The 13625-nt window shown below is 65.7% G+C and carries 28 protein-coding genes; 26 read left to right on the top strand and 2 right to left on the bottom strand.

Going from position 1 to position 13625, the window contains the following annotated elements; translation table 11 throughout:
• Window positions 1-22: 22 nt before the first annotated feature.
• Together ACFX4F_RS03690 and ACFX4F_RS03685 are read left to right on the top strand one after the other, a co-directional pair.
• Window positions 23-346 carry a hypothetical protein gene (locus ACFX4F_RS03690; RefSeq protein WP_380652413.1) on the top strand — a complete coding sequence of 108 codons (324 nt, stop codon included), beginning with the start codon at window positions 23-25 and terminating at the stop codon, window positions 344-346.
• Window positions 347-506: 160 nt separating this feature from the next.
• Window positions 507-872 (top strand): hypothetical protein, encoded by a 366-nt coding sequence (locus ACFX4F_RS03685; protein WP_380652410.1) that lies wholly within the window; start codon window positions 507-509, stop codon window positions 870-872.
• Between the two features lie 128 nt (window positions 873-1000).
• Here the strand turns inward: ACFX4F_RS03685 and ACFX4F_RS03680 are convergent, their stop codons facing one another.
• Both ACFX4F_RS03680 and ACFX4F_RS03675 read right to left on the bottom strand, forming a co-directional pair.
• The gene (locus ACFX4F_RS03680; protein ID WP_380652407.1) at window positions 1001-1243 is read right to left on the bottom strand and encodes a hypothetical protein; all 243 of its coding nucleotides are present in this window, start codon (window positions 1241-1243) and stop codon (window positions 1001-1003) included.
• Window positions 1243-1563, bottom strand: coding sequence for a hypothetical protein (locus ACFX4F_RS03675; protein ID WP_380652404.1), 321 nt, complete (start codon window positions 1561-1563; stop codon window positions 1243-1245). The genes ACFX4F_RS03680 and ACFX4F_RS03675 overlap by 1 nt, the downstream gene beginning before the upstream one ends.
• Between ACFX4F_RS03675 and ACFX4F_RS03670 the strand changes: the two genes are divergently transcribed.
• The 24 genes from ACFX4F_RS03670 (at window position 1562) to ACFX4F_RS03555 (ending at window position 13556) form a co-directional block, all read left to right on the top strand.
• Window positions 1562-2017, top strand: a complete 456-nt coding sequence (locus tag ACFX4F_RS03670) for a helix-turn-helix domain-containing protein (RefSeq protein WP_380652401.1) — start codon at window positions 1562-1564, stop codon at window positions 2015-2017. The genes ACFX4F_RS03675 and ACFX4F_RS03670 overlap by 2 nt on opposite strands.
• A gap of 733 nt (window positions 2018-2750) precedes the next feature.
• Window positions 2751-3242 carry a hypothetical protein gene (locus ACFX4F_RS03665; RefSeq protein WP_380652398.1) on the top strand — a complete coding sequence of 164 codons (492 nt, stop codon included), beginning with the start codon at window positions 2751-2753 and terminating at the stop codon, window positions 3240-3242.
• Window positions 3242-3673 carry a helix-turn-helix domain-containing protein gene (locus ACFX4F_RS03660; RefSeq protein ID WP_380652395.1) on the top strand — a complete coding sequence of 144 codons (432 nt, stop codon included), beginning with the start codon at window positions 3242-3244 and terminating at the stop codon, window positions 3671-3673. Before ACFX4F_RS03665 ends, ACFX4F_RS03660 begins: the two co-directional genes overlap by 1 nt.
• Window positions 3670-3891, top strand: a complete 222-nt coding sequence (locus tag ACFX4F_RS03655) for a hypothetical protein (protein WP_380652392.1) — start codon at window positions 3670-3672, stop codon at window positions 3889-3891. Before ACFX4F_RS03660 ends, ACFX4F_RS03655 begins: the two co-directional genes overlap by 4 nt.
• Complete coding sequence (locus tag ACFX4F_RS03650; protein ID WP_346558444.1) at window positions 3888-4016, top strand: hypothetical protein; 129 nt, start codon at window positions 3888-3890, stop codon at window positions 4014-4016. The genes ACFX4F_RS03655 and ACFX4F_RS03650 overlap by 4 nt, the downstream gene beginning before the upstream one ends.
• Window positions 4013-4261 (top strand): hypothetical protein, encoded by a 249-nt coding sequence (locus tag ACFX4F_RS03645; protein ID WP_380652389.1) that lies wholly within the window; start codon window positions 4013-4015, stop codon window positions 4259-4261. Before ACFX4F_RS03650 ends, ACFX4F_RS03645 begins: the two co-directional genes overlap by 4 nt.
• Window positions 4258-4521 (top strand): hypothetical protein, encoded by a 264-nt coding sequence (locus ACFX4F_RS03640; RefSeq protein WP_380652386.1) that lies wholly within the window; start codon window positions 4258-4260, stop codon window positions 4519-4521. The genes ACFX4F_RS03645 and ACFX4F_RS03640 overlap by 4 nt, the downstream gene beginning before the upstream one ends.
• On the top strand, window positions 4518-4676 hold the full coding sequence (locus ACFX4F_RS03635; protein ID WP_380652383.1) for a hypothetical protein: 159 nt from the start codon (window positions 4518-4520) through the stop codon (window positions 4674-4676). The genes ACFX4F_RS03640 and ACFX4F_RS03635 overlap by 4 nt, the downstream gene beginning before the upstream one ends.
• On the top strand, window positions 4676-5578 hold the full coding sequence (locus tag ACFX4F_RS03630) for a recombination-associated protein RdgC (RefSeq protein ID WP_380652380.1): 903 nt from the start codon (window positions 4676-4678) through the stop codon (window positions 5576-5578). The genes ACFX4F_RS03635 and ACFX4F_RS03630 overlap by 1 nt, the downstream gene beginning before the upstream one ends.
• A 7-nt stretch (window positions 5579-5585) precedes the next feature.
• Window positions 5586-5837: a hypothetical protein gene (locus ACFX4F_RS03625; protein ID WP_380652377.1), complete on the top strand. Its 252-nt coding sequence runs from the start codon at window positions 5586-5588 to the stop codon at window positions 5835-5837.
• Entirely contained in the window at window positions 5834-6550 is a 717-nt protein-coding gene (locus ACFX4F_RS03620) for a hypothetical protein (protein WP_380652374.1), read from the top strand. Before ACFX4F_RS03625 ends, ACFX4F_RS03620 begins: the two co-directional genes overlap by 4 nt.
• Window positions 6551-6553: 3 nt before the next feature.
• Complete coding sequence (locus ACFX4F_RS03615) at window positions 6554-7276, top strand: HNH endonuclease (protein WP_380652371.1); 723 nt, start codon at window positions 6554-6556, stop codon at window positions 7274-7276.
• Entirely contained in the window at window positions 7257-7514 is a 258-nt protein-coding gene (locus ACFX4F_RS03610) for a hypothetical protein (protein ID WP_380652368.1), read from the top strand. Before ACFX4F_RS03615 ends, ACFX4F_RS03610 begins: the two co-directional genes overlap by 20 nt.
• Window positions 7515-7809: 295 nt before the next feature.
• Complete coding sequence (locus ACFX4F_RS03605) at window positions 7810-8019, top strand: hypothetical protein (protein ID WP_380652365.1); 210 nt, start codon at window positions 7810-7812, stop codon at window positions 8017-8019.
• Window positions 8006-8740 carry a hypothetical protein gene (locus ACFX4F_RS03600; RefSeq protein WP_380652362.1) on the top strand — a complete coding sequence of 245 codons (735 nt, stop codon included), beginning with the start codon at window positions 8006-8008 and terminating at the stop codon, window positions 8738-8740. Before ACFX4F_RS03605 ends, ACFX4F_RS03600 begins: the two co-directional genes overlap by 14 nt.
• Window positions 8733-9392 (top strand): hypothetical protein, encoded by a 660-nt coding sequence (locus tag ACFX4F_RS03595; protein WP_380652359.1) that lies wholly within the window; start codon window positions 8733-8735, stop codon window positions 9390-9392. Before ACFX4F_RS03600 ends, ACFX4F_RS03595 begins: the two co-directional genes overlap by 8 nt.
• Window positions 9389-10486 (top strand): hypothetical protein, encoded by a 1098-nt coding sequence (locus ACFX4F_RS03590; protein ID WP_380652356.1) that lies wholly within the window; start codon window positions 9389-9391, stop codon window positions 10484-10486. Before ACFX4F_RS03595 ends, ACFX4F_RS03590 begins: the two co-directional genes overlap by 4 nt.
• Window positions 10483-10932, top strand: coding sequence for a hypothetical protein (locus tag ACFX4F_RS03585; RefSeq protein ID WP_380652353.1), 450 nt, complete (start codon window positions 10483-10485; stop codon window positions 10930-10932). Before ACFX4F_RS03590 ends, ACFX4F_RS03585 begins: the two co-directional genes overlap by 4 nt.
• Window positions 10925-11101 (top strand): hypothetical protein, encoded by a 177-nt coding sequence (locus ACFX4F_RS03580; protein ID WP_380652350.1) that lies wholly within the window; start codon window positions 10925-10927, stop codon window positions 11099-11101. The genes ACFX4F_RS03585 and ACFX4F_RS03580 overlap by 8 nt, the downstream gene beginning before the upstream one ends.
• 82 nt (window positions 11102-11183) lie before the next feature.
• On the top strand, window positions 11184-11654 hold the full coding sequence (locus ACFX4F_RS03575) for a hypothetical protein (RefSeq protein ID WP_380652347.1): 471 nt from the start codon (window positions 11184-11186) through the stop codon (window positions 11652-11654).
• Complete coding sequence (locus tag ACFX4F_RS03570) at window positions 11651-11920, top strand: hypothetical protein (protein WP_380652344.1); 270 nt, start codon at window positions 11651-11653, stop codon at window positions 11918-11920. Before ACFX4F_RS03575 ends, ACFX4F_RS03570 begins: the two co-directional genes overlap by 4 nt.
• Window positions 11913-12143 carry a winged helix-turn-helix domain-containing protein gene (locus ACFX4F_RS03565; RefSeq protein WP_380652341.1) on the top strand — a complete coding sequence of 77 codons (231 nt, stop codon included), beginning with the start codon at window positions 11913-11915 and terminating at the stop codon, window positions 12141-12143. The genes ACFX4F_RS03570 and ACFX4F_RS03565 overlap by 8 nt, the downstream gene beginning before the upstream one ends.
• On the top strand, window positions 12136-12414 hold the full coding sequence (locus tag ACFX4F_RS03560) for an excisionase (RefSeq protein WP_095377434.1): 279 nt from the start codon (window positions 12136-12138) through the stop codon (window positions 12412-12414). The genes ACFX4F_RS03565 and ACFX4F_RS03560 overlap by 8 nt, the downstream gene beginning before the upstream one ends.
• Window positions 12357-13556, top strand: a complete 1200-nt coding sequence (locus tag ACFX4F_RS03555) for an Arm DNA-binding domain-containing protein (RefSeq protein ID WP_380652338.1) — start codon at window positions 12357-12359, stop codon at window positions 13554-13556. Before ACFX4F_RS03560 ends, ACFX4F_RS03555 begins: the two co-directional genes overlap by 58 nt.
• Window positions 13557-13625: the final 69 nt, after the last annotated feature.

Raw genomic sequence — 13625 nt, 5'->3', positions numbered from 1 at the left:
GACCCACCAACCGGAGAGACCCATGAACACGTTCTTGGAACAGGAACTGCGCGGCCTAATCGCTGGATGCCAGATTCAGATCGCAACGTTGCGCAATGACCTGGAAGTCGCCAGCGGTACCACCATTGCGACCAACGTCGCTCTGCACGGGCTTATTGCTGCCCTCCCCGACCTGGATCTGGCCGCGAAAGCCCTCGTATCCGTGCGGCAAAATTTCGCAGCGACCGCAGCACCAGCATCTTCAGCGGAGGCTGCCGCCGCGTTCGACCAGACGTTTGTCGCTCTTCAGCAGACGATCGAGAACCGGAAGAACGTTCTGGCGCGCAAGGCTCAATCTCCCCAGTGAAGCTGAAGCCCGGTCGCCCAGCGGCGGCCGGGTGATCTATGCCGGCGGCGAAGCTCGGCTTTTCAGATTCGTCAGTCATTCAGCGCTCCGTCGGTGCTGGGTGGGCATCTGCGCCGGTCCGCTGGCAGAATCGGGGTTCCCTGAACGATTGTTTTCCCCCATGACCCCATCCGAAATCGAAGCCCGCTTCGCCAAGTACGACGAGCGCATCGCATCCTTGGAAGACGCCCACGAGGCGGACAGCTGGACCATCACGGCACTCATTGGCAGTCATCCCAACTTGAAGATGCTGTTGGGACTGATTGGTCGCGCCATCCAAGCAATGCGCGACAGAACCGCCAGCGAAGACCACGACCCTTCCTACGAGCGGATCCTGCGGCAACTCCTTCAGACCGAGAAAACGGTTCTGCAGGCGATCGCTTCCCGTGAACGGGTTCTGGCACGTCGGAGGGCGGAAGAAGAGAAGCAGCGTGCTGCTTCACCTGCGCGGCGGGCTGCGGAGCAGGATTCAGAGCAGGAGCGGTAAGAGACGCCTGCCGCTTCTCCAGTGCACGGACCTCCCGTTCCAGAGCACCGAGGCGCTTCAGTACCGCGACCATCACGGTCGGCGTGTTCTGCGGCAACGAGTTCGGCCGGCCTGCGGCCTTGCGTCCGCTATTCATTGCGCCTCCGGCCAAACACCGCCACAAGGCGAGCCCAGATTCCGACAGCAGGCGCCGGCCCCGGCGCCGCCTTGCCCATTGACGCTTCTACTTGCTGGATGCGCCACGCGCTGAGGTCATCGACCTGGTGCTGCAGGTCACGGATCTGGTTGCGCAGCGCGCGCAGCTCCCGAACTTCACGCCCGTGGCCTTTGCCCTCCCCTTCGCGAGGGTTGCTGAGGTGTCGGCGGGCCATCAGGCTGTCTCCAGCGGCACTATGCGGTCGGCGTCCATGTCGCCGCTCAGTTCCCCGCGCTGTTCCATAACCGGATCCATAACCGGTTCTGCTTGGACGGCAAGGTCATCCTCGCCGCCCCGCTCCACGCCCTCGAAGGCGTCCAGAGCCTCAATCAGCTGCTGCAGGCTGGCGATGGTCGGGTTCGTGATCTGCCCGTGCGCCAGCTTTGTCAGCCACGAATAGCCGATGTCCGGGTTCTGCCGGGCGATCTCGGCGTACTTCCCTTCATGCGCACGCAGGCGCACCACGGTTTGATGCAAGAGGGTATCGGCGTCCATGGCCAGTTTTGTAGCAAACTTTTGCTCAGATGGAAAGCAATACTTTGCCGAGCCCGATCAATATCCTGCTCAGGTGACCAATGATTCCTCCCGAACCCTTGCTGACAATGTCCGCCGCTTGATGGAAGCGGCGGGGGACACGCAGGCGAAGGTGGCCAAGCGGGCGGGACTTGCCCAGCGAAGCGTCGGGAACGTAGTGACCTACGGCACAACCCACGAGACCAGCCCAACTTTGCGGACCGTTGACGGAATAGCCCGTGCCTACGGGGTCCCAGTTTGGATGCTGCTGATCGATCAGGTTCCCCTTGAGGTCCTACAGTCGCCTGAACTGGCCCGCCTCATCGACAACTACGTCAAGGCGCCTGCCTCGGCGCGTGCGAACATTGATCGGGTCGCGGATGCTGAAGTCAGGTATGCAGAGATCCCTGGCGCCCCTTCTCGAAAGACCGGGTAGTCAACATGGAGGAGACCCGTGCGTGCCACCTTATTCGCGGTTGCCATACCGCTCGCACTGAGCTCCTGTTCACCATCTCTAGGGTCTTCTGCTGCTGACTGCGTCACGCAGCACTCCATCGGAGCGAAGAGCGATCTGGGGGCCCGCGCTAATGCCGGGTTCTGCCGGGAACTCTTCGAAGGCACCCCCACCCCGACTCGAAAGCGCTTCCTGGAGTGCGCCATCCCGGCCTCGAGCACGGCAGGGTCGGACACCGGCGTCCGGGTGGCGCTGGGCCAATGCAATCGCGAGGCCAGCTCCGCGACGGTAAGCCCACGTGCGACACCCGCTGGCCCGACCCTCACCCCAGTGGTCGGAAACCCATTTGATCGTGATGTCCCTGCTGCGGATTTCGGCGCTACGGACAGAGATCTGGCAAGCCGCGTTGGCCGTCCCTTGCCCGCGTCAGCCTCACCCGAGCAAGTTTGGGCGGCACGGGTCGATATGTTCCTGGCCCTTCCGGAGAATCAACGGCTCGCAAGTAGCAATGCAGCTTTGACCACGTGGCAGACGACGATGCAGACAGTAGTCAACGAGGCCTCCGCTCGCGGGCAACAGCTCGACGACTACCAGGTTATGGAGGCCGCAAGGGATCGGCTGAGGCTTTAGACGCGCCCCTAAGCAAACTTTTGCTTGACACGTTAATTATTGCGCAATACTTTGCTCAACATCCCAAGCACGGATGGTTGAGCACATGTCTGCACTGTCTTCGTCGCTGTACCTGGCACTGGGGGCTCTCGGAGCCACCGGCCTTGGCGCCTTCTTCTCCCCATCGTCCCCTTCCACAGACGAACCCGGCCAGGCCGTCCGGGCACCAGCTGCATTGGTGATCACCAGCCCGCGCATCTGCGCGGCGCTAGAGGTCTACACCTTGGCCGCAGAGAACGACTGGGGCCTGCGGGCCACGATCGCCCAGGCGGTCCTCAACGGCTACGACGAGACCGGCCGCGTGCCGGATTGCGCCGCCGGCGTCTCCGCGGCGCTGGCCAACGACTTCTCCTCCTACCGCTGGCAGCTTGCGCTCGACGCCGTCGACGCCGTGGCCAGCGGCAGCTATTCCGTTTCCCCTGACGCCTGCGCCCGGGCCAATACCGTCGTCCCCCTGTCGACGGAAGAAACCACCTCCCCTGTGGTGGCCCGGGCGCGGTGCGTCATCTATGACCTGGCTTTCGTGGAGGTGCACTGATGACCTCCAACGAACGGCGCTGCCGCGTCTGCGGCTGCACCGAGCAGCAGGCTTGCCCTGGCGGTTGCTCCTGGGCCGCCGCCGACCTCTGCAGCAGCTGTGCCACCGCTGCAGGCTCCGCAGCCGAAAGCACCATGGCGGTCGTCGTGCGCCAGCGCCTGCTGATCGCCGGCAGCAGCATCAAGCTCAGCCGCACCGAGGCCGTGGTGATGCAGGTCCTGGTCGCGGCCCCTGATCGCCTGGTGGAAATCGACGCGCTGCATGCCGCGATGTACCCGGGCAGCAAGCCGCCGTCGCGGGAGTCCAACGTGCTGCAGGTGCTGGTGTCGCGCCTGCGCCGCAAACTGGCTGCCGCTGGGCACAAGCACGCCATCGAGACCATCCGCCTGCGCGGCTACCGTTTCGTAATGCCCCAAGGCGGTGCTGCATGAGCGCCCCGTCCAAGATCGCGGCTATTCGCCACGCGGTGAGCGCACTGCACGGCACCGCCGACAATGGTGCAGACACCCGCCGCTACGCCGACGCCCTGCAGGAGACTGGTGCAGCCATCGATGAACTGATGGACGAAGCGCGCCGATGCTGTGCTGGCACCGGCGATCTGTCCGACCTCCGCGCCGCCCTCGCCCGCGTCAAAGGCGGTGCCGCATGACCACTGAAGAGATCATCGCCGAGGCCAACGCAGCGCTGTTCTGGCGGGTCCTGGCCATCGGCAGCACTGCAGGCTTCGTGCTCGGTGTCGTGGCCGGCCTCGGCTGCCGGGCGGTGCTGTCATGAGCATCGTGACCATGAATGTCGATGCGGAGATCGACCTCGACGAGTTGGTCGAGAGCCTTGGGCCAAACAGCAAGGAATACCTCACGCGCCTGCTGAAGGTCGACGGCGAGACCGCTCGCGCTCCGGACGGCCGCACATTCGAGCAAATCATCGAGGCCGCCTTCTACGACGCGCGCGCCTTGCCCACGGTGCCGCCGGCACTGGCCGACCTGTTCTGGGTGGTGCACGGGAGGGCCATGTCATGACCGCCGACCTGCACCTGCTTGGCCATGGCGTCGATGCCATCGTGCAGCACGACCTGGACCGCATGCCGCCGGCGATCACCCCTGCAGCGCGCGTGCAGCGCTACCAGCGCGCGGTGTGCGTCGCGCCACCGGACCAGTGGCGCGCGCTGCGGATCCGTTTCGGCTCGATCTTCCAGATCGCCTGGAGCGCGGGGATGAAGCCGGACCTGGCCACCTGGGCCCGCAAGTTCAAACGCATCGCTGAGGCGTGCAAGCCATGAGGCTCTTCCACGTCCATATCTCGGGCGTGGCTGGACCGCACAGCGTCATCGCAGAAGCCGAACAGGCCGCGATCGACGACGCGCTCTACACCCTGGGCCTTTCCGAGCTGCCCGAAGGCAGCAGCGTCACTTCTGAACAGACCGGAGACACCTGATGTTCTTCCGCAACCTCACGATGTTCACCTATCCGCAGCTGCAGATGTTCGACTGGCAGGACGGCCTGCAGACGAGCGCGCTGAAGCCTGTTGGTCCGCTGGAAATGTGCTCGGCCGGCTTCATTTCGCCCTTCGGCCGCGAAGAGAAGGAGCAGCTGTCGCACGAGATCGGCCGCTGCATGTGGATGACCATCGGCACCGAAGAGAAGATCCTGCCTCCCGCGGTGGTGAACAACCTGCTCGAGCTCAAGCTGCAAGACATCGAGGAGCAGGAGGGACGCCGCCCCGGCGGTCGCGAGCGCAAGCGCATCAAGGACGACCTGCTGCACGAACTGCTGCCCCGCGCCTTCGTACGCCCCACTCGCACCGACCTCTATCTGGACCACCAGCGTGGCGTTGTGTTCGTCGACACCAGCAGCCGCAGGACGGGCGAGAACGCCATCAGCCAACTGCGCAACGTGGTCGGCAGCTTCCCTGCCCTGCCCTTGAACGCAGAGGTGTCGCCGAGGGCGATCCTGACCAGTTGGGTTGCCGGCGAGTCCCTTCCGGATGGCCTAACCCTGGGCGAGGAATGCGAACTGCGCGACCCGGTCGAAGGCGGTGCAATCGTCCGCTGCCAGCACCACGAACTGCGATGCGACGAGGTCGACCTGCACCTGGAGACGGGCAAGCAGGTCACCAAGCTCGCCCTGGTGCTGGAGGACCACCTGTCCTTCGTCCTCGGCGACGACCTGATCGTTCGAAAGCTCCGCTTCCTGGACGGCGCCGTCGAGCAGCTGCAGTACGGGGACGAAGACGGCCGGCGCGCCGAGCTCGACGCCCGCTTCGCCCTGCAGATCGCCGAGGTGGGCCGGCTGCACGACCTGATCCGCGAGCAGTTCCGCCTCACCACCTACGCATGAGGTTGCCATGCACCCGACTTCCCTGATCACCGGCCGTTTCCCTCTCAACATGCTGCTGCCTCATGCGCTGGCTCAGGCACGCGCGGCCAGCCCAGAGCTGGCAAGGCACCTGCGCCGCATTGCGCCACGCCACCGCACTACCTGGGCGCCGGCCGGTGGTGGCCACGCCGAGCGCGCGCGCCGCGTGCGCCAGATCCAGGCCGGCTCGCTGACCGCTGCCAATGGACTGACCCCCACCTACACGGGTGATCACCCATGAGCCGCGTGCGCGCCTTCCTGTGCGCCCTGTTCGGCTGTGCGCGCGACTGGCCGGATATGGAGTCGTGCGGCCGCTGCGGCAGTTACCTGGATCTGCAGGCGCCGCCGCGCACGATGGGACGCCGCGTGCTGGACCGCCTTGCCACCGCACTGATTCGACGCGGCGCCCGCACGCCCTACTTCCACCTGGTCAACGCCGACGGCACGCCGTACATGGATCGCTTCTGGCTGCTGCGCATCGGCCGCGCCGGCGTCGACGACCGTGGCCAACCCCGCCCATGGTTGGCCCTACGGCTGCACCACATCCGCAGCAGCGACCACGGCGGCGTCTTCCATGATCACCCCTGGTCGTTTTTCAGCCTGATCCTGCGCGGCGGCTACTTCGAACACCGGCCCTTCGACGGGCCGCTGCCGGCAGTACCTGACGCGGTGCCGTCGGCGATCGCCGAGGAACCGTATTCGTCGACCTGGTACGGCGCTGGCCAGCTGCTGTTCCGCCGCGCTGAGGGCTGGCATCGCATCGCGCTAGCCGAAGGCCTGCAGGACGAGGGCACCTGGACACTGGTGCTGACCCTGCCGCCGCGCGCCTGCAGCTGGGGCTTTCGTATCCGCGGCCAGAAGATCGAGCACCGCGAGTACTTCCGGAAGGAAGCCGTTCGGCAGCGTGCGCGGCAGCAGATCCACGCACCGAAGCGCTCGGACTGGATCCCGTGAGTCATGACGCGCAAGTCACACCCCAACGCGCGCCGGTCCTGGACAGCCGACGAGGACGAGACGCTGCGGCTCAACTGGCCGCGGTTCCCCGCCTTCCTGATCGCGTACGTCCTCGAGCGGCCCAAGGCCGCGGTTTACCGGCGCGCAGCGGCGCTGGGCCTGCAAAAGGCCGAGGACTTCCACACGCAGCCGCTGGCCGCGCTTTGGAACGGCACGCAGGAACCGGGATCGATCGCGTCACGAATCAAGCCCGGGGCCACCCCCGCGAACAAGGGGCTGCGCCGACCTGGCTGGTATGCCGGTCGGATGCGGGAGACCCAGTTCAAGAAGGGGCGGCCGGCCAGCGAGTCCCGCAACTACGTGCCGATCGGGACCGAGAAGGTGGATCCGAAGCGCAAGGTGCTGATGCGCAAGGTCACAGACGACCCCGCCCTCTTCCCGGTCAATCGTTGGCGCCCGGTGCACGTGATGGTCTGGGAGGCGGCGAACGGCCCGGTGCCGGAGGGACACATCGTGGTGTTCCGGCCCGGCCTGAAGACGCTGATCGCCGCCGAGATCACTGCTGACCGCCTCGAGACCGTGACCCTCGCCGAGAACATGCGGCGCAACAGCTACCACAACCGGTTCCCGCCGGAACTGAAAGAACTTGTCCACCTGAAGGCGCGAATTACTCGCCGCGTCAGGAGGCGAATCAAGGAGCAAGAAGATGAAGAACAAGGTCAGTGATGTCCGCGACCATCTGGTCGCCATGCTCGAACGCCTGGGCGACGACGACCTCAGCGTCGAACAGATGGGCCAGGTCATCGAGCGCGCCAAGGCCACCACCATCGTGGCCACCACCTACATCGGCGCGGTGAAGGTCGAGCTCGACGCAATCCGCCTGGCACACGAGACCGGGAACCTGACTGGTGCGGTTTCCGAGCCGCAGCAGGTTCCCATGCTGCCGGCAAGCCCGGGGCGCTGACCATGCCTGTCCAGCGAAATGCGATCGGTGTGCCATCACGGGTGCCGCGCCAGCACCGGTATGACCCTGGGACTCTGGCAGGGGCGATCAAGCTGCGCGCCTGGGACATTGGAGTAACCCTTACTCGCCTTGCACCGCAGGTGGGAATGAGGCCCGATTCATTGCGACAGCGGCTGTCGAAGGCGCGCGGCAAACGCGCCCTTCAACCGTGGCAGGTCACCAAGTTGGCCCATGCGCTGGGCCTTGAGGAAGCCGCCCTGCACCGCCTCGCCGCGAAGCACGAGGGCTGGAAGGTATGAGCACCACCGCTCCCCAGAATCCGCTCACAAAAAAGTCCCAGGTGCTGCTGGTGCTGAAGGTTGGCGGCCGCATCGTCACGGGCCAGCGCCCAGGGCTGTTGCAACTGCTCGACGCCGAGGACAGCCCAGTGCCCGCCTGGCAAACCGCCCTGAAGGCCGCCCAGCTCTCGCCCGCACAGTCCGGAGATACCCATGAACCGCAGTGACGTTCTGCCCCGCTTCCTCGCCGATACGGCCACCCACGAGTTGCGGATCGTGGTTGACGACGGTGTGCACCGCCACCTGCAGTTCCGGCGCCCCAGCACCTACTGCTACGGCTTCGACATCGTGACCTGGCCCGGGCACTTGGCGATCTCCGGCGACATGGGCACTGCCGTTTTCAACCGCCTCCACGACATGTTCGAGTTCTTCCGCGCCAAGCCTGCCGAGCATGGAAAGGCCGGCGGCCTGTTCGTGAACGACGGCTACTGGGCCGAAAAGTGCGTGGCCAACGACGGCGAGAAGAAGGAATTCAGCGCAGACCTCTTCCGTGCGCTGGTGACCCGCCTGTTCAAGGAATACGTCGAGGAACGCGTGGATCCGGAGGACCTCGCGAATCCGGACGACTCGACCCCGGAATGGGTGGCCAGGCTGTGGCAGGAGCTCGAGCGAGAGGTGCTGAACGACTCGGAAGACCACGATGCCCTGAGCAACGCGATCAGCGCCATGTCGGACTTCGAGCCGGACGACCCCGACTACAGCAACTTCCGCATCACCGACGCCTGGGAATACGCATCGTCCCTGCAGCAGTACACGTTCCACTTCCTCTGGCGTCTCTACGCGATCGCGCACGCGGTCCGTGCCTACGACGATGCCGCTGCCGAACCGACAGGCTTGCCCAATGACATTGCAGCGCCCGCGCCGCTCGCGGAGGCCGCCCATGCGTGAGCATCCGATCCTGTTCAACGGCGCCATGGTCCGAGCCATCCTCGCCGGCGAGAAGACGCAGACACGCCGCCTATGCAAGGACATGAACGCCTGGGTAGACCAAAGCTGCCGAGAGGTGCGGCATGTTGACGGCGTGCCCCATCACTTCCTGATCGGTGCCCAGGCGCCCATCGAGAAACTGCGCTGCCCCCTCGGCGAGCCTGGCGACCGGCTGTGGGTCCGCGAAACGACAGTGAACGTGGAAAAGCATGGGTACCGCGGCCCCGTCCATCTGGAGTCCGAAGAAGGCTACGCCACGCTGCAGGGCGGGCTGGCACCCGCACCAGAGGACATGACCGAAGTTGAGCCGCATGAAATCACGCTGCGGCCGTCCATCCACATGCCGCGGTCCATGTGCCGCCTGTTCCTTGAAATCACCGAGGTGCGGGTCGAGCGACTGCAGGCCATCAGCGAGGCCGATGCTATCGCCGAGGGCGCCAGCCCGGCCGTGCTACAGGAAATCCGACTGCGCCGCTCCCACCCACGCGCCGCAAAACCGATGGTCTACGAGGACAGCCGGGAGATCTTCGCCGACCTCTGGGACAGCACCGGCGGCGACTGGAATAGCAACCCGTGGGTGTGGGCCATCACCTTCAAGAGGATCGACGCATGAACACCACCGCGACCCCAACTGCAGTCGTCGCCCTCTCCGCCCAGCCCTTCCCGGGTGGTCAGGGGGACGCAGTGCGGGCGCTTCCTGCCGAGTGGCGAGCGCGCGCGGAAGAGCTGAGCGTACATGACGCGATTGGGCTTACCCACCAGTTGAAGCTGAAAGACTGCGCCGACGAACTGGAGGCCGCCCTCGCTTCTATGCCGTCCTCCTCAGCTATGGGGGTGACGGAGGCGATGGTCCATGCCTTCGAGGACGCCTACTGCAAAAACTGGGAAGCACAGAGGCACGCACCAGAGGGCACCAAGGAACTGGGCACGTTCTTTGCCACGCGCGCAGGACTGGAATCCGCCCTCGCCGCCCGCCAGCCGCTGGCTGGACTCTCATGGGCTGACTACTGGATGGAGCGCGGACAACCCGACGTGGCCCACGACTTCGACGCCTTTTCTCGCGCTGAGGCTTGGGCGCTCCAGCGCTTCCCAGCCGCCCGCCAGCCCGTGGGGCAGCTCACCGACACCGAGATCGACGCGCGCCTCAACACCCTGTACCGCTCCATGGTGGCCAGCGGCCAGCACAACGGCGGCATGTCGGGCGTTGCCTGGGACCGAGCCGTCTATCGTATGGCATCAAGTCAGCTGTCCGGAAAATCCGGAGATCTAGCCTTTGATACCCTGCCGGTGGCACGCCAGTCGATCGCAACCTGTCCGCGCGACGGTACTGTGGTTCTTCTCCATTGGGGCGAAGATCATGTATCGCCGGGCTGGTGGTCTGCCCCGGTGTCGCCGGTACAGAACGACGATGGAACCTGGCCGTCCGATACGGGTGGATTCCCTTGGGCCTTCATCGATATCAACGGCGGGTCCGCCTTCCTCAACCACGCGGTCGACACCGAGTATGGCCCGACGCACTGGTCGCTCTACGCCACCCCGACCGCGCTGGCCGTGAACCTGGGGCAGTTCCTCCCGGCCGTGCGCATGCTGGTTGTAAGCGCTCGCACCTCGGGCGGCACCACTGGTCGCGACGCTCACCTGTGCGAAGCGCTCGATCGGGTTGAGGCGCTGCTGCCGCCGATCTACAGCCAGGCGGTGGGCAAATGAGCCTCCCCTACGAGAATGCCACCAGCGGCAACAATGCGATCAATGACATCCAGAAGATGCTGCGCAGCTTCGGCTGCCAGCGCTTCGCCACGGGTGAAGACTACGAGACCGGCGAGCTGTTCATCCAGTTTGAGCACCGCGGGCGGCAGGTGCAGCTCAAGGCCAGCGCCCGCGGCTACGCCGCCGCGTGGCTGCGGGAACACCCCTACGGCCCCCGGATCCGCGCAACGCGGGCCGACCATGAGGCCAAGGCCCTGAAGATCGGCGGCATCGCCGTCTACTCGATCCTGCGCGACTGGGTGAAGGGTCAGGTCACCGCAATCGAGATCGGCATGCTGACGTTCGAGGCTGCGTTCCTGTCGCACATCCTGCTGTCCAGCGGCCAGACGGTGATCGAGCACGTGCAGCAGCAGAAGCTGCTGCCGCAGGAGGCCGATCATGGCTGAGCCGATCAAGGTGACCGTCTCCAACCCCAGTACTGGTGAAGTCCTGCAGGAGCGGATCCTCGTGAACGACTATGCGGTGGTCTGCGCCGGCGATCGGTACGTCAAGAGCGTTCAGATCATGGGTTCCACGCACATGATCGCCGTCGCGAAGGAAAAGCCCAATGGCTGACCCAGCAGCGCGCGCCAACGCCACCGACCACAACATTCACCCCGACATAGCCAGGGAGCTGCGAGCGATCGCCGCGGTTCCCATGGATCTCCGCCGGCCGGCGCTGCGACGCCTGGCGGAACAGATCGGCAACGTCGCCATGGTCGATCTATTCGGCGAGTTCATTGGCCTGGCCAACCAGGTCGCCTACAACGCTGGCGAGCAGGCCAAGGACCTACTGGTGCTGCAGGGCCACGTGTGGCCGCATGAGGCCGAGCGCATCAACATGCCCTGCATCTTGGGCGCCCTCAACGGCATCGTGCTGGCCGCCGGCATCGACCCTGGCCCGCTCTGCGGCGGCTGTGCGTTCCGCGCCGGCACCGTGGCCAACCAGTGCCTCCCGACCACGGAAGACGCCGATTACTGCTCCACCCCGGGCGAACGCCCCTTCCTCTGCCACGAGGCCGTCGACGAGCACGGCAACGCCATCAGCGCCTGCCGCGGCTTCGCCCAGCGGCGCGCCGCCTTGAATGCTGCCGAGCGCAGCACCGAACACCAGGAGCCCGCCGCATGAATACTTCTGACCGCCTGCCCGTGCACTACCACGTGCACCTGGACGTCGCCGGCGCACTGGCGAACATGACCGATCAGGATCTTGACGGGCTCTTCCAGCGGAATCCGCCCGGTGAGCCGGTGACTGCAGCCGAAGCTCGGCGGGTGCTGACCGACCACCTGGCCAATGGCCGCAGGGTCATCCCGCTCGCTCCCTGTGAGGGCTTCGACTACACCGGCACCGGTTGCCCGGGCCACCTGGCAGCGGCTGAGGCAGACCATGGCTGATGCAGGCATTGCTGATGGCACTGCCACCCGGATTCTGCAGCTGCTGCAGGAGGGGCCGGGCTTGGCCGGCGAGCTGGCCGCCGAACTGCAGCTGCCTTCGAACCGCGTCAGCAGCTACCTGCACCAGCTGGCCAAGACCGGCCGGGTGCAGCGCGCGCCCTTCCATGGCCCTGACGAGCGCCCATCGGTCCTGTGGAGCCTGCAGGTGGTGCCCCATGAGTAACCACGGACCCTCGTCACGAGGATTGTCGAGGACCGGATCCCCCGCGAACCTGCGGCCGGTCCGATTCGTCACGCTCAAGCAGTTCGAGGCACTGACCGGCTACACGGTCGATGCCATCAACTCGAAGATCAAGCGTGGCGATTGGCTGGAGGGCGCCGTGTTCTTCAAGGCGCCAGATGGAAGAAACCTGATCGACCTGGAGGGGTACGAAGAGTGGGTAATGCACGGCAAGGCGGCGTCAGGCCAGCTACACAGAGCAGCATCGCAATAGACTTCTACTACCGGGGCAAGCGGTGCCGTGAGCGGATCAAACTCCCTCCTACCGCACGGAACCTTCGGTACTGCGAGAACCTGCTGGGGCAGATCAAGGTCGAGATCGAGAAGGGCACGTTCGACTATGCCACCCACTTCCCCGGCAGCAAGCGCGCGGTGCAGGTGGCGGCGAAGCCGGCGGCCCTGGACACCCTGGAGCAGGTGCTGACACGGTGGCTGGCACAGAAGGAGCCTGAGCTCGAGCACAGCAGCCTGATTGGGTACCGCCGCATCGTCGACAACATCCTGGTGCCGCGATGCGGAACGATCGCGCTGCGTGACTTCGACCGAATCGCGCTGAAGGAGCTGGTGGCCACCTTCGACGAGTCGACCTCGGCCAAGCGCATCAACAACGTCCTGGGCCCGCTCCGCGGTGCCCTCGATGAGGCCGTGGCCGATGACTTGATCCCGAGCAACCCTCTGGACGGTTTCAGGGTGAAGCGGCGTGCCAAGGCCAACGCTCGGGAAGAGGTCGATCCCTTCACACCGGAGGAAGTCCAGGCGATCCTGGCCGCCTGCCGCGAAGACCAGGTCCGCAACTACTGCCAGTTCAACTTCGCCACGGGCCTGCGCACCTCCGAAATGATCGGTCTCTGCTGGTCGGACATCGACTGGCGCAAGGGCACGGTCAAGATCCGGCGCGCCTGGGTCATGGGCAAGATGAAAGCCCCCAAGACCGAATCTGGCGTTCGCGAGGTGCAGCTACTGCAGCCGGCGATCGACGCCCTGAAGGCTCAGCGGGCCCACACCGCCACCGCCGGCGAGTTCGTCTTCCACGATCCCAGGACACATGCCCGATGGGGGTCCGACCAGAGCATCCGTGCCGGCGAATGGCAGCGCGCGCTGCGCAAGGCCGGCGTCCGGTACCGGTACCCGTATCAGATGCGCCACACCTTCGCCTCTCAGGCGCTCAGCGCGGGCGAGAACGTCATGTGGGTGGCGAGGCAGATGGGGCACCGCGACTGGACGATCACCGCCAAGAAGTACGGCCGGTGGATTCCTTCGATGGTCCCCGATGCCGGCGCCAAGGCCGCGGCGGTCTGGAATCCGCTGACTGCCCCCCTGCCCCGGAGCCTGCTGCTGGACGGCAGCGGCGACTGAACGGTCCCGGCCTCGTCCCTGGGCGCGTGACTGTTCAGGAAGATTGCCGTACCATCCACATCGTTAGGC

Origin of the sequence: Stenotrophomonas sp. YIM B13575 (genome assembly GCF_042787595.1) — a bacterium.
Classification (GTDB): domain Bacteria; phylum Pseudomonadota; class Gammaproteobacteria; order Xanthomonadales; family Xanthomonadaceae; genus Stenotrophomonas; species Stenotrophomonas lactitubi_B.
Note: the sequence above shows the minus strand (reverse complement) of the source record. Positions and strands in the feature narration are given on the sequence as shown.